Here is a 24,635-nt window from a genome sequence, read left to right as displayed (position 1 = left end):
GCACGCCTCCCGATCACACGACTTGGATGAATGATGCATCGGTACCGGTCCCACACCTGTGGTCAGCTCCGCGCCGCTGACGTCGGCACCGACGTCCGGCTCTCCGGCTGGCTGCACAATCGACGGAACCTGGGCGGCATCCTCTTCATCGATCTCCGTGACCACTACGGCCTGGTCCAGCTGGTGGTCCGTCCCGACACCCCGGCCAACGAGGCGCTCAGCTCCCTCACCAAGGAGACCGTCGTCCGGGTGGACGGCCGGGTGATCACCCGCGGCGCGGACAACGTCAACCCCGAGCTGCCGACCGGTGAGATCGAGGTCGAGGTCACCGGTGTCGAGGTGCTGGGCGCCGCCGACCCGCTGCCCTTCACCGTCTTCCCCGACGACGGGGTGAACGAGGAGCGGCGGCTGGAGTACCGCTTCCTGGACCTGCGCCGTGAGCGGATGCACCGCAACATCATGCTGCGCTCCGCCGTGATCGCCGCGATCCGGCAGAAGATGACCGCCCAGGGCTTCAACGAGATGGCGACCCCGATCCTGTCCGCCACCTCCCCCGAGGGCGCGCGCGACTTCCTGGTCCCGTCCCGGCTGCACGCCGGCAAGTTCTACGCGCTGCCGCAGGCCCCGCAGCAGTTCAAGCAGCTGCTGATGATCGCGGGCTTCGACCGCTACTTCCAGATCGCGCCCTGCTTCCGCGACGAGGACGCCCGTGCCGACCGCTCGCCGGGCGAGTTCTACCAGCTCGACGTCGAGATGAGTTTCGTCGAGCAGGAGGACGTCTTCGAGGTCATCGAGAAGGTCATGACCGAGCTCTTCGAGGAGTTCGGCGGCGGCCGCCATGTGACCTCGCCGTTCCCGCGGATCCCGTTCCGCGAGGCGATGCTGAAGTACGGCTCCGACAAGCCGGACCTGCGGGCCCAGCTGGAGCTCAGGGACGTCAGCCATGTCTTCGCGGGCTCCGGCTTCAAGGCGTTCGCCGACAAGCACGTCCGCGCCCTGGCCGTGCCGGACACCGCCGACCAGCCGCGGAAGTTCTTCGACCAGATGGGCGAGTTCGCGGTTCTGCACGGGGCCAGGGGGCTCGCCTGGGTCCGGATCGGCGAGGACTCCAAGCTGACCGGCCCGATCGCCAAGTTCCTCACCGACGAGGACGTCGAGAAGCTGATCGCCGAGGTCGAGGGCAAGCCCGGCACCTCGGTCTTCTTCGGCGCGGGCGACTACGACGAGGTCTCCAAGATCATGGGCGCGGTGCGGGTCGAAGCCGCCAAGCGCACCGGTCACTTCGAAGAGGACGTCTTCCGCTTCTGCTGGATCGTGGACTTCCCGATGTTCGAGCGGAACGAGGACACCGGGCAGATCGAGTTCTCCCACAACCCGTTCTCCATGCCGCAGGGCGGTCTGGAGGCCCTGGAGACCAAGGACCCGCTGGACATCCTTGCCTGGCAGTACGACATCGTCTGCAATGGCACCGAGCTGTCCTCGGGCGCCATCCGGAACCATGAGCCGGAGGTCATGTTCAAGGCGTTCGAGATCGCGGGCTACTCCCGCGAGGAGGTCGAGCGCGAGTTCGGCGGAATGCTCCGCGCGTTCCACTTCGGCGCCCCGCCGCACGGTGGCATCGCCCCCGGCGTCGACCGCATCGTCATGCTGCTGGCCGACGAGCCCAGCATCCGCGAGACCATCGCCTTCCCGCTCAACGGCAACGCCCAGGACCTGCTGATGGGCGCGCCCAGCGAGGTGGACGAGGCCCGGCTGCGGGAGCTGCACCTGTCGATCCGCAAGCCGCAGATCAAGCAGGCCGCGAAGAAGGACGACCAGCAGGCCGAGGGCCGGGCGGAGAAGCCCGCGGAGTAGCGAGGCAACCACTCCGGCACCCCAGCGGGTTCTTCAAGTGTGAAGAGCTCTATGAGGGTGCGGACACGGACCGGACGGAGGGCCGCGGGCGCGCTGACCGCCGCCGCCCTCCTCCTGTCGGCAGTGCCGCTGACCGGATGCGACGCGGACGGCGGTCACAGGGGATCCCCCGGCCACCCCGGCGCACCGGACACCTTCACGGACGGCGCGCCGTCCGGACCCGGGGCGGCACGTGAGCCCGCGAACGCCCACCACCCCGGGCGGGGCGGCCCGGTCAGCTTCGCGGCCCGTGCCGCCGCCGCACCCGAACTGACCCGGGAACTGCCCGGGCTCGGGCCGCGGACCCGGGCCGAACTGCCGGACGACTCCGACCAGGTGGTGGTCGTCAGCGGCACCGGCCGGAACTCCTCCCTCTCCACCGCGGTGCTCTACGAGCGGGTGGAGGCGGACGAGGAGAACCACGGCACCCGGCGCGGTACGGGCGACGCGGGCGCGGCCTGGCGGGCCGGAGCCTCCTGGATGGCCCACAACGGGCTACGCGGCTGGACCGACCGTCACCACCAGGGCGATCTACGCTCCCCGATCGGCGTCTTCGGGCTCACCGACGCGGGCGGGCGACGCAAGGACCCCGGCACAGCGCTCCCCTACCACCACGCCAAGAGGGCCTTCACCATCCATGGCTCCGGCTCCGAGGGCGAGCCGCTGTCCGGGTCCTTCGGCTATGTGGTGGCCATCAACTACAACCGGCGGGCGGGCGTCTCACCGCTCGATCCGGTCCGCCCGATGGGCTGGAACCGGGGCGGCGGCATCTGGCTCCACGTGGACCACGGCGGGCCCACCCAGGGCTGTGTCAGCCTCTCCCGGAAGAACATGAAGAACCTGCTGCTGACCCTGGATCCGCGGCGCCATCCGGTGGTGGTGATGGGCGACTCCGCGTCCCTCGCCCGCTGAGCAGGACAGGGCCTGGTGCCGCGTCAGCCGAGGTTCGCTCCGCTCGCCGCCCTGGCACGCTCCCCCAGCTACCGCTGGGAGGTGCCCCCTCTCGCTGCGTTGGCCGAAAGCCCGAGCAGGCCCACGACGAGGGCGTCCCCGCCGCCTCGCGATCGCACGCACCAGGACGCCTCGCTGCCGGGCAAACCTTGGCTGACGCGCTAGCTGTGGACACCGGGCTCCGACAGCCGCCGGTCCACCCCGCACGGCTCGCCGCGCTCCTCCGTACGCGCCGCCCGGAGCACCGCGCGCAGCAGCCGCCTGGGCGTGGTGCGGTGCTGCCACAGCACCGCCCGTACGCCGTACTCCATCACCGCCATCAGCTCGGTCTCCCGCAGCTCGCCCGCGACCAGTACCACCCGCTGCGCACCGCCGCGCACCAGATGGCGCAGCTCGGCCCCGGCCACGTCGTCGAGACGTTCGGCGAGCATGACGGCCACGGTGGCGGGGGACTCGTCACCGGTGATCAGCTCGACGGCGGGCTGATGCTGGAGATGGCGGACGACCCCGGCCCGCGAGAGCGGGTCGGGGCCGTGGACCGTCACCGTGACCCGTGCGTCCGGCACTGTGTTCCTCGACTTCCCCGTGGTGTGGACTCACAGGGTCATCGGAGGGACTAAACGAACGGTTGCCGGGCGCTCAACGGGGCCCCGCGCCCCGCCGGGGGCACACGGGTCCAGGGGCTTACGCCGTCGGCTGCTCCGCGCCGCCGAACCGCTCCCGGTAGGACTCCAGGTCATCTTCGGTGATCTTCGCGAAGAGCACCGGGGGGACGGTGAAGGCGGTGCCCGCCGGGACCGACGCCAGCGCCCTGGCCTCCTCCTGGCCCACCCACGGCGCGGTGTCGTCGGTCAGCGCGAACGCCGACCGCATGGCCCTCGCGGAGGGCGGGATGAACGGCTCCGAGACGATCGCGTAGAGGTGGATCAGGTTCATCGCGGTGCGCAGGGTGAGGGCCGCGGCCTCCTGGTCGGTCTTGATCTCCAGCCAGGGGGCCTTCTCCTCCAGGTAGGAGTTGCCCGCGCTCCACAGGGCGCGCAGCGCCGCCGCCTTGCGGAACTGGAGCGCGTCCATGTGCTCCTCGTACTCCGCGAGCAGCCGCGCGATCTCCTCGTTGAGACGCTCCTCGGCCTCACCGGCGGCCTTCCCCGCCGGGACCTCGTCGCCGAACCGCTTGCGGGAGAAGGACAGCACCCGGTTGACGAAGTTGCCGAGGGTGTCGGCCAGATCCTTGTTGACGGTGGCGGAGAAGTGCTCCCAGGTGAACGAGGTGTCGTCGGACTCCGGGGCGTTGGCCATCAGGAAGTAGCGCCACTAGTCGGCGGGCAGCAGCTCCAGCGCCGCGTCGGTGAATACACCGCGCTTCTGCGAGGTGGAGAACTTGCCGCCGTAGTACGTCAGCCAGTTGAAGGCCTTGTGCCCGCCGGAACCGGCACGCCCCAGTCCAGGTCGCGGGTGATCGACCGGTCCTGGAGCCCCTCGGCAGCCACTTGCGGACGATCGAGGACGCCAGCGTCGGCCAGTGCTTGCCGTGCTCGTCGACCCAGGCGCCGACCTCCTCGGCCAGCGTGGACTGGAGCAGGAACAGATGCTTGGTCTCCCGCACCTCCAGATCGCTGCTGCCGCTGATCGCCGAGCGCGCGTCGATCAGATCGGTCGGGTCCAGCACCCGGGTGCAGTTCTCGCACTGGTCGCCGCGGGCCTTGTCGTAGCCGCAGTGCGGGCAGGTGCCCTCGATGTAGCGGTCGGGGAGGAAGCGGCCGTCGGCGTTGGAGTACACCTGACGGATCGAGCGCTCCTCGATGAAGCCGTTCGCCTTCAGCTCGCGGGCGATGGTCTGGGTGATCTGCACGTTCTGCTCGGAGGAGCTCCGGCCGAAGTAGTCGAACGCGAGCCCGAAGCCGTCGTAGATCGCCTTCTGCGCGTCATGCTGCTGGGCGCAGAACTCGTCCACCGGCAGCCCCGCCTCCTTGGCGGCCGGCTCGGCCGGGGTGCCGTGCTCATCGGTGGCACAGATGTAGAGCACGTCATGGCCGCGCTGGCGCATATAGCGGGAGTAGACGTCGGCCGGGAGCATGGAGTGGGTGACGTTGTCCTTTACGAGCTGCCCATATCGTATCCGAGCGCAGGGGGCCACCCGCGCGGGTGTTTTCCCGCCGCGGACAGCCCCCCGCTACCGGGTGCGTGACCTGCGTCAGCCCTTGACGGCGCCTGCCGTCCGCGCCTCCTTGAGCCAGTCCGGGAACTTCCGCACCAGCTGTGTGAACACCTCCGCGTCGGCCACCGCGCGCGGGTCGAGCCCGGCGTGGAAGAAGCCCGTGTTGTCCACGGCCCGCTTCTCCGGCACGGCCAGCGCGGCCGACGTGTCCAGCTTGCGGAGGAAGTCGAAGCCCTTCGCCTCCGGGTCGCCGAACGCGATGAACTGCCAGAACAGCGGCAGCCCGGCCGCCGCGCACAGCGCCTTCTCCGCGGCGGGCTTCCCGGTGGGGGCACCGTCGGTCTGGAAGATCACGAGCGCGGGGTCGGTGGCGCCGGACTTCTTGTAGTGGTCGATGACCGCGTCGATCGCCGTGTGGTAGTTCGTCCGCCCCATGTGGCCGAGCGCACCGTGCAACTCCTCGATGCGGCCGGAGTGGTTGGCGAGGTCGAGCTCGGCGGTGCCGTCGATGTCGGTGGAGAAGAACACGACGGGGACCGTGCCGGTGCCGCCGGCGGCACCACCGAGGTGTGCGGAGAGGGCCACGGCCTGGTCCGCGAGGTGCTGGACGGTGCCGTCCTTGTAGTAGTTCCGCATCGACCCGGACCGGTCGAGGACCAGGTAGACGACGGCACGCGTGCCGCTGATGCCCTGCTTCTCGATCGCCTCTCCGGCGGCGGTGTACAACCCGACCAGCTCAGGAGCGTTCTCCCGCACCCGCTCGGCCCCCACGGCCGAGTGCTCTGCCTTGGCGTCGGCCTTCGCTTCGGCAGGGGCCTCTTCTGCTGGAACGTCCGGCTCCGCCTTGGCCGCCGCGACGGCCTTCGCCTTGGTGGCCTTGGCCCTCGCCTTCGTCTTGGCCGGGGCCTTGGCCCCTTCCGCCTGGGCGGGCTCCGCCTTCGCCGTCGCCTCGGCTGCGGCGGTGTCCGCCGTGTCGTCGGCCGCGGCCTCCGGCTCGTTGCTCTCCGGCTTCGCCTCGGCCGCGGCCTCGGGCTCCGCCTCAGCGGCGGTGTCGGCCTGCGGTTCAGCCGCCGGGGCGGGCTTCTCGTCGGCCTTGGCCTTCGGCTTGGCCGGGGCCTCGGCTTCTTCCGCCCCGGCGGCAGCCTCGGGCTCCGGGGTGGCGGCGGCGCTTTCGGCCGCCGCCTCCGCGGGCTCGGGCTCGTCTGCCACAGCGGCGGCGGGTGCCTCGTCGGCTGCCGCCTCCGCCTCGTCGGCTGCCGCCTCCGCCTCGCCGGCGGACGTGTCCGCATCGGCGGCGGACGTGTCCGACTTCGCCTCCGGGGCGGGCGAGGGGGAGCCCAGGATTTCGTCCAGCGTCTTCAGCGGTTCGGCAAAGGCCGGGTCCGGCGGGGTGTCGTCGCCGGCGGGCCGCGGGGCCGGGGTCTTGGGCTCGGGCTGGGGCTCGGGCTCCTCGACCGCTACGGCCGTCGTGGCGGGCTCGCCCGGCGCCTCTGCCCCGGCCCCGGCCCCGGCCTCAGCCGCCTCGGCCCCGGTCCCGGCCTCAGCCGCCTCGGCCGTCTCGGCGCCCTCAGCCGAGACGGCCTCCGTTTCCCCGGGCTGGGTGTCCGGGACAACTGCGGCCTCCGGCATGGCGGAGTCGTCCGCCGTCGTGGCGCGGGAGCGTCCGAAAACTTTGCGCAGTAGGTCCCGTATGCCCATGGGAGATACCTCTCACGTGTCGTGTGCGGTGCATGGCGGTGCATGACCGTGGTGCCGAAAGGCTAGCGGGCCGCTCGGTCACCTTCTTCCGCCGATTCCGGTCGCCCGCCGTTCACTCATGGTTCACGAGCCCGACGCCGCACCGAGGTTCTACGCCCATAGCTTCACGCCGAAAGAGGATTCCGACGTCATGTCGGTGCGGGCCGCGCGAGCGGGTCCCCCAGAAGCCTTACGTGACACTCTTACGGAGGGGAAGACGTGCGCAAGCTACTGCCGCTCATCAGCGCTCATCCGGGCGGTCGTGCCGCGCTGACTTGCCGGTACCGCTGCGGTGACGCCTGTTTCCACGAGGTGCCGAACACCAGCGACAACGAGTACGTGGGCGACGTCATCGCGGGTGCCGCGTCGCGCCGTTCGCTGCTGCGGGCGGGCGCCGTGGTGACCGTGGCCGCCGCGACCGGTGTCACGGCGGTCGGCCGGGCACCGGAGGCGTCGGCCGCCGAGGCCGGAGCGGCGCCGTCGGCCTCGGCGACCGCCGCCGAGGGACGGGCGGCACGAGGCCTGCGCTTCGCGCCGGTCGCGCCGAACACCGAGGACGCGGTGGTCGTCACCGAGGGCCACGACCAGAACGTCGTCATCCGGTGGGGCGACCCGATCCTGCGCGGCGCGCCCGCCTTCGACGCGGACCATCAGTCGGCCAGGGCGCAGGCGGGGCAGTTCGGTTACAACAACGACTACATGGCCGTCCTCGACGTTCCGCACGAGCGGGACCGGCAGCTGCTCGTGGTCAACCACGAGTACACCGACGAGGTGCTGATGTTCGCCGGGTACGACGCGAACAACCCGACCCGCGAGCAGGCCGAGATCGGCTGGGCCGCGCACGGGCTGTCCGTGGTGGTGGCGCAGGAGGACCGCCGGCTCGGGAAGCTGACCGCCGTCAACCGCCACCGGCTCAACCGCCGGATCACCGGAACCACGCCGTTCGAGGTCACCGGCCCCGCGGCGGGCAGCAAGCTGCTGCGCACCTCGGCCGACCCGACCGGCAGGCGCATCCTGGGCACGCTGAACAACTGCGGCGGTGGCATCACCCCGTGGGGCACCGTGCTGTCGGGCGAGGAGAACTTCAACCAGTACTTCGCCAACGGCGGTTCGGTGACCGACCCGACGACGGCCGCGCGCCTCAAGCGCTACGGCATCGCCGGTGCCGCGTCCGAGCGCAAGTGGGAGCGTTTCGACCAGCGCTTCGACGTGGCGCGGGAGCCCAACGAGTCCAACCGCTTCGGCTGGGTCATCGAGATCGACCCGTACGACCCGGACTCGACCCCGCGCAAGCTGACCGCGCTGGGCCGCTTCAAGCACGAGGCCGCCGAACCCCGGTTGACCGAGGACGGCCGCCCGGTCCTCTACATGGGCGACGACGAGAAGTTCGACTACTTCTACAAGTTCGTGTCGGCCAAGCGCATGATGAAGGGCACCAGCCGCGCCGCGCGCGAGCACAACCGCACCCTGCTGGACGAGGGCACGCTCTACGTGGCCAAGTTCACCGGTGACAGCCCGGCCGCGGAGATCGACGGCACCGGGAAGCTGCCCGAGGACGGCGAGTTCGACGGCAGCGGCCGCTGGATACCGCTGGCGAGCGGCGACACCTCCCACGTGGAGGGGATGACCGCCGAGGAGGTGTACGTCTTCACGCGGATGGCCGCCGACAAGGTGGGCGCGACGAAGATGGACCGCCCCGAGGACGTCGAGCCGAGCCCGCGCACCGGCCGGGTGTACATCGCGCTGACGAACAACACCGACCGGGGCAAGCAGGGCAAGGCACCCGTCGACGAGGCGAACCCGCGCAACGGCAACAAGCACGGTCAGATCCTGGAGTTGACCGAGCACTGCGGCGACCCGGCCTCCCGCCGCTTCGGCTGGCGGCTGTTCCTGGTCTGCGGTGACCCGGAGGACCCGGCCACCTACTTCGGCGGCTTCCCGAAGGACCAGGTCAGCCCGATCTCCTGTCCGGACAACCTGACCTTCGACTCCTACGGCAACCTGTGGATCTCGACGGACGGCAATGCCCTGGGCAACCACGACGGGCTGTTCGGAGTGGCCACCGCGGGCCGTCGCCGCGGTGAGGTCAAGCAGTTCCTGACCGTGCCGAACGGTGCCGAGACCTGCGGTCCGATCGTCCAGGACCGGCGGGTGCTGGTGGCCGTGCAGCACCCGGGCGAGATGGACGGGGCGAGTGTGGAGAAGCCCAAGTCCACCTGGCCGGACGGGCCGGGCAAGCTGGTCCGCCCGTCGGTGATCAGCGTCTGGCGGCGCGACGGCGGGAACATCGGGGTCTGACCCCGGCCGTCCTACCGCCGTTCGGCCGCTCAGCCGCTCAGCCGCCGTCCGCGGTCAGCCGTTCGAGTCGGCGGCGCGCGGCGCCCAGCGAACGGCCCCTGGCGCCCGTACCGGCCCAGGGGTCGTTCTCCAGCCGCTCCCCGATGGTCCGCACCGTCCAGCGGTCGGCGGTGAGCGCGGGGTCGTCGAGCTCCTCGGCGTCGATCGGTGTGGCGACGGGGGCGCCCGGCCGTGACCGCACCGCGTAGGGCGCCACCGCCGTCTGCGCGTACGCGTTCCGCTGGATGTCCAGGTAGAGCCGGCCACGCCGGTTGGCCTTGCGGGTCTCCGTGGTCAGCCGGTCGGGGTGGCGGGCGGCCAGTACTTCGGCGGTGTCCCGGGCGAAGGTCCGCACCGTGTCGAAGTCCGCGCCGCGGTCGAGCCGGACGACGACATGGAGGCCGCGTGAGCCGGTGGTCATCAGCTGTCCGGGCAGTCCGATGTCGCCGAGCAGTGCGCACACCCGCCGGGCCGCCCACCGCACCGCCTCGAAACCGGACTCCCCGGGCGGATCGAGGTCGAAGACCAGCCGGTCGGGGTGGTCGGGACGGTCGGCGCGGGAGAGCCAGCGGTGCGGGGTGATACACGCCTGGTCGACGAGGTAGACGAGGGTGGCGCTGCCGTCGCACACCACATGGGTGACCTCGCCGCCTTCTTTCGGCAGCACGGCCCGGCGCACCCAGTCCGGAAAGTAATCGGGGGCATTCTTCTGCATCAGCGGCTTTCCGCCGATTCCGTCCGGATGGCGTTCCATCATCAATGGGCGCCCGCGCAATTGCGGCACCATGAGCCGGGCGACCGCGCGATAGTGATCGACAAGATCGGACTTGGTGATTCCGTCATCGGGGAAGAGCACTTTTCCGGGCCGGCTGATCTCGACTGTGTGATGCCCGGCCCTGACCTTCCGTACATCGGGCCCTTTCGCGCTCATAACGGGCGTCCCCTTTCGTGGGCATATCGAGGCCGAGTAACCGTCGGGATCCGTGACTAAACTCGTCAGTCCTGAAAAAAGGATGGACAGTGAAAGCGGGGGAAAACATGGCGAGATCGGGTGCGCTCGGACCGCCGTCCGCGGGCGGCCGGAGCAGGCTTCTGCAGAGCCCGCTCGCATTGATGGACACCACCATGGACCAGCTCCGTACGCTGATCGTGGTCCACGAGGCCGGAACGGCCTTGGGCGCGGCGCGTGTTCTGGGACGGGAGCAGTCGAGTGTGCAGAAGCAGCTCGACACCATGAACCGCAACTTCCGTGAGCTGTGCGGCGAACCGCTGGTCCTCAAGCAGGGGCGCGGCAAGGACGTGCTGTTCACCGGCACCGGGGAAACCCTCGTCGCATTGGCGCGCGACACGCTCGGCGACTGGCTGGAGGGGATCCACGAGTCACGGCGGCGGCTCGGCCGAACGCTGATGGTGGGCACCACCCGCTTCACCCTCGGCTATCTGGCGGGTGCCGGGGAGCGGGTGGCCGAGGAGTTCCGGCAGCGCGGTATCGAGCTCAAGGTCGGCCATGTCCGCACCCGCGACGTACTGGCCAAACTGCGCGCCAAGGAGGTGGATCTGGTCTGCGGCAGTGTGGTGACCAGGCCCGGCGGTGACCATGAGCTCGGCGACTTCGATGTGATGGAGTGGCGCCGCAACGGTGTCTCGCTGCTCACCAATCTGCCCGAGGAGGAGCTGCCCGGCCCGACGGTCGAGGCCGGTGAGCTGCGCACCGTCCCACTGGTGATCTCGGCGAGCGGGCTGATGAACGGGGTACTGCACACCTGGTTCGGCGCCGACTACCGCGGCAAGCTGCATATCGCCGCCGAGATCGACACCGTCAACTACGGCTTCGAGCTGCTGCGTTCGGGGCTGCTGCGCGGCTGCATGCTGGTGACCAAGGGGGTGGCGGACGCCGCGGGCGATCCGCGCGTCGCCCAGGGTCGGGAGCTGCGCGCCGTGGAACTGGTCAATGACACCGGGCCCCGACTCGAGGTGCTGCTCGGCGCCTTCACCCGCCGCGGGGAGCGCGACCACTACGACGCCTCCCATCCGCTCAATCAGCTGTGGAGCGCGCTGGCGCTGGAGAACGAGCGGTGGCAGCGCGAGCAGCGCTGGCCCACGGCGGGTTTGGAGCCCGATCCGTTCGAGCTGGCCAACTCCTGGGATCCGAGCGAGAGCTGACGACGGCCGCTCAGCGCTCCGCGGGAAGTGCCGCGAGGTGCCGTCATGCGTCTGCGGTCGCGTCGTGGCCGTCGCGCCCACGCGGCGAAAGCCGCATATCGACACAAGCCCCGCCCCCCTTCGGGGCGCGACCGAACCGCACCGGACTTGAGCGAGGCCGCTCAGCGCCCGGTCCGGTGCAGATCCAGCTCGACCAGCAGGGCCCGGTGGTCGGTGTCGGGCAGATCCAGGAAGCGGGCCGTACGCGGCCGCAGCGCGTCGCTGACCAGGACGTGATCGATCTGCGTGCCCAGTGCCGGGGTGGTGGCGCTCGGCCAGCTCGGCGTCCGGGAAAGCCCCGCGGCGCGGGCGCTGTCCCGCATCCCCGTGTCCAGAATGGCCCGGAAGGCGGTATGGTCCTGGCTCGCGTTGAAGTCCCCGGCGATCAGGGTGGGGTGCTCGCCCCGCTCGGCGGCGTAGCTCCGCAGCCGTCCCAACTCGGCGCGCCAGATGCCCAGCTGGCCCGGCATCGGCGGCATGGGGTGGGCGACCTGCACCCGCAGCCGCTGCCCGGCTATCCGCGCCACCGCCCCGGGCATCGCCAGCTCACCGGGCAGCCCCTTCCCGTTCTCCAGCGGGAAGCGGCTGAGGATCGCCGAGCCCTGGGCGGGGCGGCCGGTGACCACGTTCCGGTACGGATACGCCGCGCGGATGTCGGCCGAGCGCAGCGCCGCCGCACAGCGCCGGTCGCACTCCTGGACCGAGACGAGGTCCGGCCGCTCCCGGCGCAGCGCGTTCAGCAGCCCGTCCGTGGCGCCGCCGAACTCCAGGTTGGCGGTCAGCACCCGCAGATGGGCGAGGACCGGGCCGCGCGGCGCGGGGGCGGGACCGCTGTCGTAGGGCTGGACGAACCAGGCGGTGACCGCGGCGGCGGTCAGCGCCCAGCCGCATCCCAGCGGCCAGCGGGCGACCACGCTGAGCAGCAGCCCGAGCCCGGCGGGGAGCAGCAGCCAGGGCAGGAAGGCCAGCAGCTGGGGGATCGGGGTGATGCCGTCGGTGTCGGCGGCCCGGCAGCCCACCACCACGCTCACCGCGGCCAGGAGGAGTGCCGCGCACCAGGCCGCCGCCTGCCGCCCGCGCCCGTCGGGGAGCCGTGCCAGCCGGCGGGCGGCTCTCCGGGCGGGTGCGGTGGCACGGTCCTCCGCGACGGTCGTCTCCACGCCGGGCCTCTCGATCGGAGCGGGATCCCACATTCTCTCCCGCGCCCAGGACGCCCGGCCGGGCCGCCCGTTCGGCCCGGCCGTCCGCCCCGCCGTCCCGGGCCCAACGGTCCAGTACGGAGATGATCTTGCGTAATCGTCAGCGTACGGCGTGTGAGCATTGACACTTCGTCAGAGGTTTGGTGTGTGCCAAAATGTTCCTCAGCGTTTTCGCGTGCTCCGGGGTCGGTGCAACTCCGAACCGGCGGTGACAGTCCGCGACCCGGCCGAATCCATCGGCCGGCCGATCCGGTGGAATTCCGGGACCGACGGTGACAGTCCGGATGGGAGGAGGTACGCGGCGGTATCCGTGGCGCACGGTGGGACCCGCCGGACGGCAGGGCGGCCCGGACCGTGCACCGCGCCGCTTCTGCCCGCGTCCCCGGAATCGATCCGCAGGGAACAGGGGCAGGAGGGCCACAGCCCATGGCAGTGATGGAGCAACGGGTCGGGACGGAACGTCTGCTGGCCGTGGAACAGGCGAGCGAGGCATTCGCCGAGGGCGGCTTCGTGGTCGTCTTCGACGACGCGTCGCGGGGGCGCGAGGGCCATCTCGTGCTCGCCGCGGAACACACCCATGAGGGCGCCCTGCGCCAGATGCTGGACCATACCTCCGGCGTGGTGTGTGTGGCCCTGCCGCACGACCGCGCCGCCCGGCTGTCACTGCCGCAGATGGTGGAGGAGAACACCGGTCTCCAGGCGACCGCCTTCACCGTCTCGGTCGATCTGCTCGGGCCCACCACCACCGGCGGCTCCGCCCTCGACCGCTCGCACACCATCCAGGCCCTCGCCGATCCGCGCACCACCCCCGAGCAACTGGGCCGCCCCGGTCATGTCTTCCCGGTGCGCGCGGTGCCCGGCGGGGTGCTGGAGCGGGCCGGATACCCCGAGGCCGCCGTCGATCTGTCCCTGCTGGCCGGGCTCTCCGGCGTCACCACGATGTGCGAGGTCGTCCGGGCGGACTGGAACACCGCGTGCCACGGCGACCTCAGCAGACTGGCCGCGAGCCGTCTGATGCCGATGATCTCGGTGACCGACCTGGCCGCGTACCGGCTGGCCGCGCGGGCGCTGGGCCGCTGAGCCCGCGTCCCGCGCCCGTGTCCCCGGCGGCCGCTAACCGCCGTTCCGCCGCAGCGCCAGCACCGTTGCGACGGTGTCCGCCTGGTCCGCCGGTTTGTCCTCCCGGTAGCGCAGCACCCGGGCGAACCGCAGGGCGACCCCCGCCGGATAGCGCGAGGAGCGCTGGAGACCGTCGAAGGCCACCTCCACCACCAGTTCCGGACGCACCCGCACCACCCAGCCGTCGTCGCTGACGGCGATCGCGAGCAGTGCCTCGGTCTGCCAGGACAGCAGCTTGTCGGTGAGCCCCTTGAACGTCTTGCCGAGCATCGCGAACGTGCCGTCCGGCCGCCGCGCGCCCAGATGCAGATTGGACAGCTTCCCGGTGCGCCGGCCGTGCCCCCACTCCGCCGCCAGCACCACCAGATCGAGGGTGTGCACCGGTTTGACCTTGAGCCAGGAGGCCCCGCGCCGCCCCGCGCCGTACGCCGACTCCAGCCCCTTCACCAGCACCCCTTCATGCCCCCGGGCCAGTACGTCGGCGGCGAACTCACCGGCCGCGCGCCGGGTTTCGGGATCCTCCGGGTCCTCGGCCACCAGCCGCCGCACCCGCCGGGGCTCGGGCGCCACCCGGGCCAGTTCGCCGTGGCGCTCCCGGGCCGGGAGCCCCAGCAGCTCGCGGTCGTCCACGGCCAGCAGGTCGAAGAAGACCGGGGACAGCGGCAGCGCCGCCGAGGCCCCGGCCACGTCGAGGCGGGAGCCGACCCGGGCGGAGGTCTCCTGGAACGGCCGCGGCCGCCCCTCGGCGTCCAGGGAGATCACCTCCCCGTCCAGGACCGCCCGCTCCACCGCCAGCTCCCGCGCCGCCGCGACCACCTCCGGCAGCCGCCCGGTGATCTCGTCGAGGGTGCGGGTGTAGATCCGTACGTCGTTCCCGTCCCGGTGCACCTGGACCCGGATGCCGTCCAGCTTCTCCTCGACCGCGCAGGGGCCGAGCCGGTCCATGGCCTCGTCCAGGTCCTTGGCGGTCTGCGCGAGCATCGGCAGCACCGGCCGCCCCACCTCCAGCCGGAAGTCGGCCAGCGCCTCCGGGCCGCGCCCCAGCAGGGCTTCGGCCACCGCGCCCAGCGAGCCGCCCAGCATCACCGCCCGGCGCACCTCCACCGGCGGCGCACCGGCCGCCGCCGCGAGCCCCTCCACCGCCAGCGCCTCCAGCGCGCCCTGCCGCAGCTCCCCGCTCAGCAGCCCGAGCAGAAAGCGCTGCTCGTCCTCGGTCGCGGAGCACATCAGCTCGCCCACCATCTGCTTCCGCGCCGCGGCCGCGCCGGTGCCCGAGACCGCCGCGATCCGGTCGAGGGCCCGGTGCACCTCCAGCACCGTGAGCCGCGGCTCGTCGGCGGGCTCGTACCGCTCCCGCAGGGTGGACCAGCCCACCCCGGTGCGGCGCTGCGGCAGCCTGCCCGAGAGATACGTGATCACCACCGGGGCCTCGGCAGGCTCCGTGCGGCGGAACAGCCCGGCCAGGGCGGCGGTCTTCTCCGAACGGGCGGAGGTGGCCGCCACCTTCCGGGAGGTCCGCGCGACATCTGCCAGCAGCATGGCTTCAGCCTGCCCCGCCCGGGGCCCGGCCGCACCCGGGCCGGAGGGGCCCGCGCCGGGGGGGCCGGGACGGCGGAAGCGGCATACATTGGCACAGGGGGCCGGGTGGAGGCGGGTGCCGACACAGGGAGCGCGCCACGGGACAGCAGATCGACTACGAGGCCATCTTCGAGGCCATCCCGACCCCGGTGCTGATTCTGGGACGCGACCTGGTCATCGTCGCGGTGAACGACGCGTATCTGCGGGACACCCAGCGCACCCGCGAGGAACTGGTCGGGATGCACGTCTTCGACGCCTTCCCCGAGAACCCCGACGACCCGGAGCACACCGCCACCCGCAGTCTGGAGTCCTCGCTGCGCCGGGTGCTGCGCACCGGGGAACGGGACACCATCGGGATGCTGAAGTACGACATCCCGGTGGCGGGGGAGGGCGGCGGTTTCGAGGAGCGGTACTGGAGCCCGATCAACACTCCCGTGCTGGACCGGGAGGGCCGGGTCGAGCTGATCATCCACCGGGTCGAGGACGTGACGGAGTTCGTCCGCGGGCACGAGGAGGGCGGCGGGGCGCGGTCCCCCCTGAGCCCACGGGCCGAGCACATGAGCGCCGACCTCTATATCCGCACCCGTGAGCTCCAGGAGCTGAACGAGCGGCTGCGGCAGGCCCACGCACGGGAGCGGGCGACCGCGCTCGCGCTCCAGCGGGCGATGCTGCCCGCCGGCTCACCGGAGGACCATCCGTACGCGGCCGTGCGTTACCGACCCGCCGTGGGCTCGCTCAATGTGTGCGGCGACTGGTACGAGCTGACCGAGCTGTCCGAGGGCCGGATCGCCGTCGCGGTGGGGGATGTGGTGGGGCAGGGGCTGGAGGCGGCCTGTGTGATGGGACAGCTGCGCAGCGCGCTGTCCGCCGCGACCCGGGTGGTGGAGGGACCCGCCAATGCCCTGGAGGTGCTCGGGCTCTACGCGCGCTTCGTCGAGGGGGCGCTCGCCGCGACCGCCGTGCAGGTGGTGATCGACCCCCGTGCGCACACCGTCGTCTACAGCTGTGCGGGCCATCCGCCGCCCGCGCTGCTCCATGCCGACGGCCGGGTGGAGCTGCTGGACGGGGCGACCGACCCGCCCCTGGGCGCCCGGGTCGAGCAGCACGTGCCCCGGCCGCAGGCCGATGTCCACTACACCGCGGGGGCTACCCTCGTCCTCTACACCGACGGGCTGATCGAGCGCCGGGACGAGGACATCGACGTCGGGCTGGAGCGGCTCACCGCCGGCCTCGCCCGGCACAGCGGCCAGGGTCCGGAGGAACTGGCGGACGCCCTGCTGGCGGACCTCGGTGTCACCGGCGGCCCCGCCGCGGATGACACCGCGCTCGTCGTCATCGGGCTGTAAAGGTCTCGCGGGGCCTTCCGCCGGGGCCGCGGTGGTGCTCAGACGGTCGCCGGGGCCGCGGTGGTGCTCAGGCGGTGCTGCGGCTCTGCGCGGTGCACAGCGCCCAGATGACGAAGCCGTCCACGACAAGCAGCACCATGGCCCACACCGGGTAGTACGGCAGCCACAGGAAGTTGGCGATCAGAGCGAGTCCGGCGAGCACCACACCGGTGACCCGCGCCCACATCGCCCCGGTGAACGCCGCCAGGCCGGCCACGATGAGGACGATGCCGAGGATCAGATGGACCCAGCCCCATCCACTGAGATCGAACTGGAAGATGTAGTTCTGCGTGGTGACGAAGACCTCGTCGTGGGTGACGGCCGCGATGCCCTGGAACAGGGTCATCAGACCACCGAAGATCATCATGACCGCCGCGAAGACGAGCCGTCCGCTCACCTCGGGGGTGCGTGGGGCGGCGGCTCCTGTCTGGACTCCACCGGCGTGACTGGCCATTTCGGCTCCTCCATCAGGCGCTATCGAAGACCATATGGTTCCGATAAGGGGCGATTCAGGTGAATTTGCCCCTCTTAAGGTTGACACAGACCGCCCGGCTCGGCACCCCGCGTGGCGGGACCCCGCAAGATGATGGAGCGTCACCGAGACGTCACGGACTGTGCTCGGTGTGGGCGGGGCCCCTGGGTGGAGCTCGCCTTCCGGGGGCCTCCGGTGTAGATGTAGGGGTATGGCCCGGTTTATGGGTCGATCGTGGGCTGCCCGTATGTTCCCCGGTCGGCGCCCACGGAGTCAGCGGCGTGAGCGCCCGGAGGTGCCGGGGCGGCGCTCGCGGTCGCGGCTGAGCGTCCGCAGCGTGGCCGGTCAGGTCCTCGTTCTGCAACTGGTGATCGTGCTGCTGCTCGGCGCCGCGGCCACCGTGGCGCTGGTGCTCCAGGTACGCCGTGACTCCACCGAGGAGGCGCGGGGACGGTCGCTGGCCGTCGCCGAGTCCTTCGCCAGCTCCCCCGGGATCGTCCGGGAGTTGCAGAGCCGTCATGCGACCGCGCTGCTCCAGCCGAAGGCCGAGGCCGTCCGCAAGAAGTCCAATCTCGACTTCATCGTGGTCACCGACGACAGGGGCATCCGGATCACCCACCCCGTGCCCGGCCTCATCGGCAAGCACTTCGTCGGCACCATCAAGCCCGCGCTGGCAGGCGGTCGGGTGACCGAGATCGTCAACGGCCCCGGTGGCGAGGTGAGCCAGGCGGTCGTCCCGGTCTTCGACGGCCATCAGCATGTGATCGGTCTGGTGAGCGCCGGGATCCTGGTCAAGAAGGTGAGCGGGTTCGTCGACCGCCAACTGCCCCTGCTCATCGGCGCCGTCATCGCCTCGCTCGCCCTCGCCACCGGCGGTACCACCCTGGTCAGCAGACGGCTGAGACGGCAGACCCGCGGTCTGGACCCGGTCGAGATGACCCAGATGTACGAGCACCACGACGCGGTGCTGCACTCGGTGCGCGAGGGGGTGCTCATCGTCGGCTCCGACGGCCGTCTGGTGCTCGCCAACGACGAGGCGTCCCGCCTGCTGGACCTGCCGCCCCGGCCCGAGGGGCGCCCGGTCGAGGACCTCGGCCTGGAGCCGCACATCACCGATCTGCTGGTCTCCCGTCGGGTGGTCACCGACGAGGTGGTGGTGGCCGGTGAACGGCTGCTGGCCGTGAACAACCGCCTCACCGACCGCGTCGGCGGCCCGCCCGGCAGCGTCGCCACCCTGCGCGACTCCACCGAGTTGCGCGCCCTTTCCGGCCGCGCCGATGTGGCACAGAAGCGGCTGAAGCTGCTGTACGACGCCAGTGTGGAGATCGGCACCACCCTCGATATCGGCCGGACCGCCGAGGAGCTGGCGCAGATGGCGGTGACGCGGTTCGCCGACTTCGTCACCGTCGACCTGGCGGAGCCGGTGGCGCGCGGTGAGGAGCCGCTGGCGGTGAGCGGGGTGGAGATGCTGCGGGCGGCGGTCCACGGCCTCAGCCGCGACCACCCCTTCTACCCGGTCGGCAAGCACTTCTCGTTCGTCGCCTCCACCCCCCAGGCGTGGGGCTACGGCAGCGGGCGGCCGGTGGTGGAGACCGATCTCGCCGAGGCCACCGGATGGCAGGCCCAGGACCCCGAACAGACCGCCAAAGTCGTCGAGTACGGCGTCCGGTCGCTGGTCACCGTGCCGCTGCGGGCCCGGGGCGTGCTGCTGGGGATGGTCAACTTCTGGCGGATGAAGGAGCGGGAGCCCTTCGAGGACGAAGAGGTCTCGCTCGCCGAGGAGCTGGCCTCCCACGCGGCGGTGTGCATCGACAACGCCCGCCGCTACACCCGCGAGCACACCATGGCCGTGACCCTCCAGCACAGCCTGCTGCCGCGCGCCCTGCCCGCCCAGAGCGCCCTGGACGTCGCCTTCCGCTATCTGCCGGCGGAGTCGGGGGTGGGGGGTGACTGGTTCGATGTGATTCCGCTGCCGGGGGCGCGGGTGGCGCTGGTGGTGGGTGATGTGGTGGGGCACGGTCTGCATGCGGCGGCGACGATGGGTCGGTTGCGGACGGCGGTGCACAACTTCTCCACGCTGGATCTGCCGCCGGACGAGATCCTGTCCCATCTCGACGATCTGATCGCCCGGATCGACCAGGACGAGAGCCCCGGTTCCCTGGAGCGGATCGAGGGCCTGGAGGCCGCGGGCGAATCGATCATCGGCGCCACCTGTCTGTACGCGATCTACGATCCGGTGACGCGGCGCTGCACGATGGCGCGTGCGGGCCATCCACCGCCCGCCGTGGTGAGTCCGGACGGTTCGGTGGAGTTCCCCGATCTGCCCGCCGGTCCACCGCTGGGCCTGGGCGGGCTGCCGTTCGAGACCGCCGAACTGGAACTGGCCGAGAACAGCAATCTGGTGCTCTACACCGACGGACTGATCGAGGACCGCCGCCGGGAGATCGACACCGGTCTGGAGCTGCTGCGCGACGCCCTCTCCCTGCCCGGCCGGACACCCGAAGAGATCTGCACCCACGTCCTGGACGAGATGCTGCCCACCACCCCCAGCGACGACATCGCGCTGATCGCCGCCCGCACCCGGGTGCTGGGCGCGGGCCGGGTGGTGTCCTGGGAGGTCGCCTCCGATCCGGCGGTGGTGGCCGGGGTCCGCGCCGCCGTGCTGCGGCAGCTGGAGCAATGGGGCCTGGGCGACTGCGGGTTCACCGCCGAACTGGTGCTGAGCGAACTGATCACCAACGCCATCCGGCATGCCACCGGCCCGATCCGGGTGCAGCTGCTCCGCGACCGCGGGCTGATCTGCGAGGTGTCCGATTCCAGTAGCACCTCACCGCATCTGCGCTACGCGGCGACGACGGACGAAGGCGGCCGCGGGCTGTTCCTGGTGGCGCAGTTCGCGGACCGCTGGGGCACCCGGTACACCCCGGACGGCAAGGTCATCTGGGCCGAGCTGGCGCTGCCGTAGCGGGGTACGGGCGGGGTCGTGGCGGAACGCGGGCCCGGCCGCGGGACGTTCACGTTTACGGCGCTCGGTGGAGGTCGTGTGAGGGTTCCCGCGCTACTGGATCCATTGTCTCCGATCACGGGGCCGATTTCCGGCCTTTCCTCGGAGGGATACGTGACATCACCTCAGAACTGTTCACCTTTGTCCCGGTAAGCGGCGTGCGGAGGTCCTCGGCGGGTGATGGGCCGTCATCGTCCGCCTACTGAGCGGTACCGGTCAAAAATGCGTGAGCAGTACTAACATGTGCCGCCCACGGCTTGATGTCGGCGTGGTCCCGTCTCAACCCCAACGAACGCGCCCATGAGGACCTGATAGATGTCAGCACATATATCCAGCCATCCCTACAAAGGACCTTCGCTGACGCGGCAGGCTCTGGCCGTCCCGCTGCTGGCCGCCGTCGTCGCCGGCGGCGCGGGGCTGTGGGTGACGGCCGAGGTGCCCGCCACCGACCGCACCGCGGTCGCCGTCTTCTGCGGGGCGGCCGCCGTCCTGCTGGCGGTGGCCCTGGCGGTCGCCGCCTTCCGGTCGCGGTCCATCGGCCGCCTCCAGGAGCGGGTCACCACGCTGGAGCGGGAGGCCGCGGCGAAGGAGCTGGAGGCCGCCAGACTCGCTGATGAAACGATTCCGGCAGCGGTGAAGCGGTTGCGGGACGGCGGGTCGGCGGACACCGTGCTGACCCAGGTGACCCGTCCGGTCAGCGCCGCCCACCAGCGGCTGCTGCGGGTGCTGGTGCAGGAGATCGGCACCGGTGAGCGGATGCGCGCCTCCGCGATGGCGGCGTGCGCCAACGCCGCGGGCCGGGTCCAGGCGCTGGCCACCACGATGCTCGCCGATCTGCGCGAGATGGAGAACCGGCACGACGAGAGCGTCCTCGGCGACTTGCTGAAGCTGGATCACACCACCGCCCAGGCGGGCCGGATCGCCGACTCCATCGCCGTGCTCACCGGTGCCCGCTCCGGGCGCCGCTGGACCAAGCCCATCGTGATGGAGTCCGTGCTGCGCGGCGCGGTCGGCCGGATCAGCGCCTTCCAGCGGGTAAGGGTCCACTCGGCCAGCAACGCGGCGGTGGCCGGTTACGCCGCCGAGGGCGTCATGCACGCGCTCGCCGAGCTGATGGACAACGCCGCCAGCTTCTCGCCTCCCACCGAGGAGGTGCATGTGTACGTCGAGGAGACGCACACCGGCGTCGTGGTCACCATCGAGGACGGCGGTCTGGTCATGGGCCCGGCCGCGCTGGCCCGGGCCCAGAAGGCGGTGTCCTCCGAGGCGCTGGACCTGACGACGCTGTCCGGCACCCGGCTCGGGCTCGCGGTCGTCGGCTGCCTGGCCCGCAAGCACGATCTCACCGTCTCCTTCCGGCCGTCCGCCCGTGGCGGCACCGGCGTGGTGGTGCTGATCCCGCAGCAGCTGATCACCCACATCAACCAGGACGCCGTACTCGAGCCGCCCGCCCGCGCCCGTGCCGTCGACGCGGCCCGGCAGGCGTCCGCCACCCCGTCCGCGCGGGTGGTCGAGCGCGCCGGCAGCGCCCCGGCCAAGGCCCCGGCGGCCGCCGAGTCCCCGGCCCCGGCACCCGCCCCCGGTACGCCGTCCCCCGCCGCCCGGCCCCCGCGGTCGGTCAACGGCCTGCCCAAGCGGCGCCGCGGCGAGACGCTGGCGGCGGCCTCCCGGCCCGTACCGCCCGTCTCGCCGGAGGCCGGCAAAGAGGGGAAGACCAGCCGTCCGTGCCCGGAGGAGGCAGGAGCGCGTTTCGGCGCCTTCCGCCAGGCAACCCGCAAAGGCTCCGCCGCCGGTGCCGCGCGTAACGCCGAGTCGACGGAGCCCGCAGAGCACATCGAGTCCGCCGAGTCCGCCGAGCCTGCTGAGAACGACCAGCCGTGACAGAAGGAACGTCGATGAACACCACAGACCGCAGCTTGGACTGGCTGCTGGAGAACCTCCTGGAGAAGACCCCGGGTTCACGGCACGCCCTGGTGCTGTCCCGGGACGGCCTCAAGCTGTGCCTCACCTCCGGGCTGTCCGTGGACCAGGCCGACCAGCTGGCGGCCATCGCGTCGGGCATCCAGAGCCTCGCCCACGGCGCGTCCATCGAGTTCGGCGACGGCAGCGGCGGGGTCCGGCAGTCGATGACGGAGTTCCACGGGGGAATCCTGTTCATCGTCGAAGCCGGTGAGGGCGCCCATCTGGCCGTCGTGGCCCATGACGAAGCCGATGTCGGCGTGATCGGCCACAACATGAACGAGCTGGTCGAGCAGATCGGTGACTATCTGCGGGCCGCGCCACGGGTGGCCGCGGGCGGCGCCGCCGGGACCAACGCATGATCCGAGGGGCGCTCGACAACGAGGACCCGGACCGGCTGTACACCATCACCAGTGGCCGAAGCCGCGCCGACGAGAGCGTCTTCGACATGGTCACGCTGATCGTCAGCGAATGCGAGCCGGTGCCGGGCATGCAGTCCGAGCACATCAAGATCCTCCGGATGTGCCGCAGTCCGCTGTCGGTCGTGGAGCTCTCCTCGTATCTGGACCTGCCCGTCAGCGTCGTCAAGATCCTGCTGTGCGATCTGCTCGACACCGGCCGGATCACCGCGCGCCATCCGCACGCGGCCCGCCCCGGCGGGCGGCTGCCGGAGCCCGAAACCCTGAAGAAGGTGCTCGTTGCACTCCAGAACCTCTGACAGCGCCGTACGCGCCCCGCTGCGGGAGAGCGCGAGCGACGGCCTCAAGATCGTGATCGTCGGCGGGTTCGGCGTCGGCAAGACGACGATGGTCCAGTCGGTGAGCGAGATCCGTCCGCTGAGTACCGAGGAGACGATGACGCAGGCGGGCATCGGGATCGACGACGCCTCCTTCGTCCAGCACAAGACCACCACCACGGTCGCCTTCGACTTCGGCCGGATCAGCCTCGACGAGCAGATGGTGCTCTATCTGTTCGGCGCCCCCGGCCAGGAGCGGTTCTGGTTCCTGTGGGACCGGCTGTTCTCCGGGACCCTCGGCGCGGTCGTGCTGGTGGACACCAACCGGCTGGCCGACTCCTGGTACGCGCTGGACCGCCTGGAACACCACGGCACCCCGTTCATCGTGGCGCGCAACAACTTCACCGAGCCACAGCACTCGCTGGAGGAGGTGCGGGAGGCCCTCGATCTGCCGCCCGAGGTCCCGGTGATCGACTGCGATGCCCGTAAACGCGACTCCTGCAAGACCGTGCTGGTCACGCTGGCCCGCTATCTCTACTCCCTGTCCGCCACCTCCGCCGTGGAGAGCACCGCGTGACGACTCCCGACCCCGCCCTCGCGGCCGCGGCGGACAACCCGCCCGTCCCGGCCGAACCGCTCACCCCACCCGCCCCGGCGTCCGCGCCCGCAACACCCGGCCCGGAGTGCCCCTTTCACCCGGACGCGGTGCCCACGCCCACCGCACGCTTCCAGGACGACCCGGACGAGCTGTACCGGCAGCTCCGCCGGGACCACGGCCCCGTCGCGCCGATCCTGCTCGACGGCGACGTCCCCGCCTGGCTGGTCCTCGGCTACCGGGAGCTGCACCGCGTCACCTCCGACCCCAAGGTCTTCGCCCGCGACTCGCGCCGCTGGCACGCCTGGGACCGCATCCCGGCCGACTGGCCGCTGATGACCTTCGTCGGCTACCGCCCGACGATGCTGTTCACCGAGGGCGCCGAGCACCAGCGCCGGTCCGAGGCGATGTTCGACGCGCTGTCCTCGGTGGACCAGTTCGAGCTGCGGTCCGGCTGCGAACGGGTCGCCGACGAACTGATCGACACCTTCGCGGGCAGCGGCCGCGCCGATCTGGTGGCCGACTACGCCGGCCGGCTCCCGCTGCGCGTGGTCACCCGGCTGTTCGGCCTGGACGCCTCCCAATCGGCCGCCCTCCTGCGCGACATGCTCGACCTCGCCAACGGCAGCGAGGACCAGGCGGCCGCGTACCAGCGGATGTACGACCGGATGGCGGCGCTGGTGGCCAAGGTCCGGGTCAACCCGGTGCCCAGCATCCCCGAGCGGCTGGCCGCGCACCCCGCGGGCCTCACCGACGAGGAGATCGTCAACGATCTGATCGGCACCGTCTACGCCAGCCACCAGCCCACCGCGGACTGGATCGGCAACGCGCTGCGGCTGATGCTCACCGACGAACGCTTCGCGGTCACCATGGCGGGCGGCCGCCGCAGCGTCGGCCAGGCGCTCAACGAGGTGCTGTGGGAGGACACCCCGGTCCCCAACTTCATCGGCCGCTGGGCCGCCGAGGACACCACGCTCGGCGGACAGCACATCAGGAAGGGCGACTGCCTCGTCCTCGGGATGGCCGCGGCCAACGCGGACCCCAACGTCCGCCCGGACTTCCGGGCCGGGGCGTCGGGCAACCAGGCCCATATGTCCTTCAGCCACGGTGAGCACGGCTGCCCGGAGCCCGGGCGCGAACTGGCCGAGGTCATCGCCACGGCGGCGATCGAGGTGCTGATCGACCGGCTCCCGGACGTGACGCTGGCCGTGGCGCCGGAGGAGCTCCAGTGGAACTCCTCCGCCCTGATGCACGGAGTGGCCGCCATGCCGGTCACCTTCACCCCGGCGCCGCTGGGCTGAGTCCCGGCG

General features: G+C 71.5%; 18 protein-coding genes, 1 pseudogene and 1 riboswitch. Of the genes and pseudogenes, 12 read left to right on the top strand and 7 right to left on the bottom strand.

Translation table 11 applies throughout. The features are described 5' to 3' along the window. Positions 1-33 precede the first annotated feature (33 nt). Together aspS and HUT19_RS19600 are read left to right on the top strand one after the other, a co-directional pair. Positions 34-1,854: an aspartate--tRNA ligase gene (gene aspS / locus HUT19_RS19605; RefSeq protein WP_176187065.1), complete on the top strand. Its 1,821-nt coding sequence runs from the start codon at positions 34-36 to the stop codon at positions 1,852-1,854. A gap of 57 nt (positions 1,855-1,911) precedes the next feature. Then, positions 1,912-2,805 carry a hypothetical protein gene (locus tag HUT19_RS19600; RefSeq protein ID WP_254885661.1) on the top strand — a complete coding sequence of 298 codons (894 nt, stop codon included), beginning with the start codon at positions 1,912-1,914 and terminating at the stop codon, positions 2,803-2,805. 200 nt (positions 2,806-3,005) lie between these two features. Here the strand turns inward: HUT19_RS19600 and HUT19_RS19595 are convergent, their stop codons facing one another. From HUT19_RS19595 to HUT19_RS19585, 3 genes and pseudogenes are all read right to left on the bottom strand, one after another. Next, complete coding sequence (locus HUT19_RS19595; RefSeq protein WP_176181721.1) at positions 3,006-3,410, bottom strand: DNA-binding response regulator; 405 nt, start codon at positions 3,408-3,410, stop codon at positions 3,006-3,008. A 118-nt stretch (positions 3,411-3,528) separates the two neighbouring features. After that, positions 3,529-4,981: pseudogene (locus HUT19_RS19590) on the bottom strand (methionine--tRNA ligase). Between the two features lie 57 nt (positions 4,982-5,038). Next, positions 5,039-6,631 (bottom strand): VWA domain-containing protein, encoded by a 1,593-nt coding sequence (locus HUT19_RS19585; RefSeq protein ID WP_254885660.1) that lies wholly within the window; start codon positions 6,629-6,631, stop codon positions 5,039-5,041. Positions 6,632-6,958: 327 nt separating this feature from the next. On the opposite strand from HUT19_RS19585, the gene HUT19_RS19580 reads away from it, so the two are divergent. Then, positions 6,959-9,037: a PhoX family phosphatase gene (locus tag HUT19_RS19580; protein WP_176181719.1), complete on the top strand. Its 2,079-nt coding sequence runs from the start codon at positions 6,959-6,961 to the stop codon at positions 9,035-9,037. Between the two features lie 37 nt (positions 9,038-9,074). Here HUT19_RS19580 and ligD read toward each other — a convergent pair whose 3' ends face one another. Then, the gene (gene ligD / locus HUT19_RS19575) at positions 9,075-10,007 is read right to left on the bottom strand and encodes a non-homologous end-joining DNA ligase (protein ID WP_176181718.1); all 933 of its coding nucleotides are present in this window, start codon (positions 10,005-10,007) and stop codon (positions 9,075-9,077) included. Between the two features lie 182 nt (positions 10,008-10,189). Between ligD and HUT19_RS19570 the strand changes: the two genes are divergently transcribed. Then, complete coding sequence (locus HUT19_RS19570) at positions 10,190-11,239, top strand: LysR family transcriptional regulator (protein WP_254885659.1); 1,050 nt, start codon at positions 10,190-10,192, stop codon at positions 11,237-11,239. A gap of 161 nt (positions 11,240-11,400) precedes the next feature. On the opposite strand, the gene HUT19_RS19565 is transcribed toward HUT19_RS19570, so the two are convergent. After that, the gene (locus HUT19_RS19565) at positions 11,401-12,438 is read right to left on the bottom strand and encodes an endonuclease/exonuclease/phosphatase family protein (RefSeq protein ID WP_254885658.1); all 1,038 of its coding nucleotides are present in this window, start codon (positions 12,436-12,438) and stop codon (positions 11,401-11,403) included. Positions 12,439-12,648: 210 nt separating this feature from the next. Continuing rightward, positions 12,649-12,779: riboswitch (FMN riboswitch) on the top strand. A 124-nt stretch (positions 12,780-12,903) separates the two neighbouring features. Here HUT19_RS19565 and HUT19_RS19560 point away from each other — a divergent pair. Then, positions 12,904-13,557: a 3,4-dihydroxy-2-butanone-4-phosphate synthase gene (locus HUT19_RS19560; protein WP_176181716.1), complete on the top strand. Its 654-nt coding sequence runs from the start codon at positions 12,904-12,906 to the stop codon at positions 13,555-13,557. A 33-nt stretch (positions 13,558-13,590) separates the two neighbouring features. Here HUT19_RS19560 and HUT19_RS19555 read toward each other — a convergent pair whose 3' ends face one another. Next, a complete protein-coding gene (locus HUT19_RS19555; RefSeq protein ID WP_176181715.1) occupies positions 13,591-15,135 on the bottom strand; it encodes an ATP-dependent DNA ligase in 1,545 nt (514 codons plus the stop codon). Positions 15,136-15,284: 149 nt separating this feature from the next. On the opposite strand from HUT19_RS19555, the gene HUT19_RS19550 reads away from it, so the two are divergent. Then, entirely contained in the window at positions 15,285-16,520 is a 1,236-nt protein-coding gene (locus HUT19_RS19550) for a PP2C family protein-serine/threonine phosphatase (RefSeq protein WP_254886190.1), read from the top strand. A gap of 67 nt (positions 16,521-16,587) precedes the next feature. Here HUT19_RS19550 and HUT19_RS19545 read toward each other — a convergent pair whose 3' ends face one another. Next, positions 16,588-17,013 (bottom strand): hypothetical protein, encoded by a 426-nt coding sequence (locus tag HUT19_RS19545; protein ID WP_176181714.1) that lies wholly within the window; start codon positions 17,011-17,013, stop codon positions 16,588-16,590. 265 nt (positions 17,014-17,278) lie between these two features. Between HUT19_RS19545 and HUT19_RS19540 the strand changes: the two genes are divergently transcribed. The 6 genes from HUT19_RS19540 (at position 17,279) to HUT19_RS19515 (ending at position 24,626) form a co-directional block, all read left to right on the top strand. Then, positions 17,279-19,996, top strand: a complete 2,718-nt coding sequence (locus HUT19_RS19540) for a SpoIIE family protein phosphatase (RefSeq protein WP_254885657.1) — start codon at positions 17,279-17,281, stop codon at positions 19,994-19,996. Positions 19,997-20,350: 354 nt separating this feature from the next. Continuing rightward, a complete protein-coding gene (locus HUT19_RS19535; RefSeq protein WP_176181712.1) occupies positions 20,351-21,916 on the top strand; it encodes a sensor histidine kinase KdpD in 1,566 nt (521 codons plus the stop codon). Between the two features lie 14 nt (positions 21,917-21,930). Further along, a complete protein-coding gene (locus HUT19_RS19530) occupies positions 21,931-22,356 on the top strand; it encodes a roadblock/LC7 domain-containing protein (protein WP_176181711.1) in 426 nt (141 codons plus the stop codon). Continuing rightward, positions 22,353-22,712 (top strand): DUF742 domain-containing protein, encoded by a 360-nt coding sequence (locus HUT19_RS19525; RefSeq protein WP_176181710.1) that lies wholly within the window; start codon positions 22,353-22,355, stop codon positions 22,710-22,712. The genes HUT19_RS19530 and HUT19_RS19525 overlap by 4 nt, the downstream gene beginning before the upstream one ends. Next, positions 22,693-23,307: an ATP/GTP-binding protein gene (locus HUT19_RS19520; protein WP_176181709.1), complete on the top strand. Its 615-nt coding sequence runs from the start codon at positions 22,693-22,695 to the stop codon at positions 23,305-23,307. Before HUT19_RS19525 ends, HUT19_RS19520 begins: the two co-directional genes overlap by 20 nt. 128 nt (positions 23,308-23,435) lie before the next feature. After that, on the top strand, positions 23,436-24,626 hold the full coding sequence (locus HUT19_RS19515) for a cytochrome P450 (RefSeq protein ID WP_176187059.1): 1,191 nt from the start codon (positions 23,436-23,438) through the stop codon (positions 24,624-24,626). Positions 24,627-24,635: the final 9 nt, after the last annotated feature.

Origin of the sequence: Streptomyces sp. NA02950 (genome assembly GCF_013364155.1) — a bacterium.
Taxonomy (GTDB): domain Bacteria; phylum Actinomycetota; class Actinomycetes; order Streptomycetales; family Streptomycetaceae; genus Streptomyces.
This window is presented reverse-complemented; position numbering and strand designations above follow the sequence as displayed.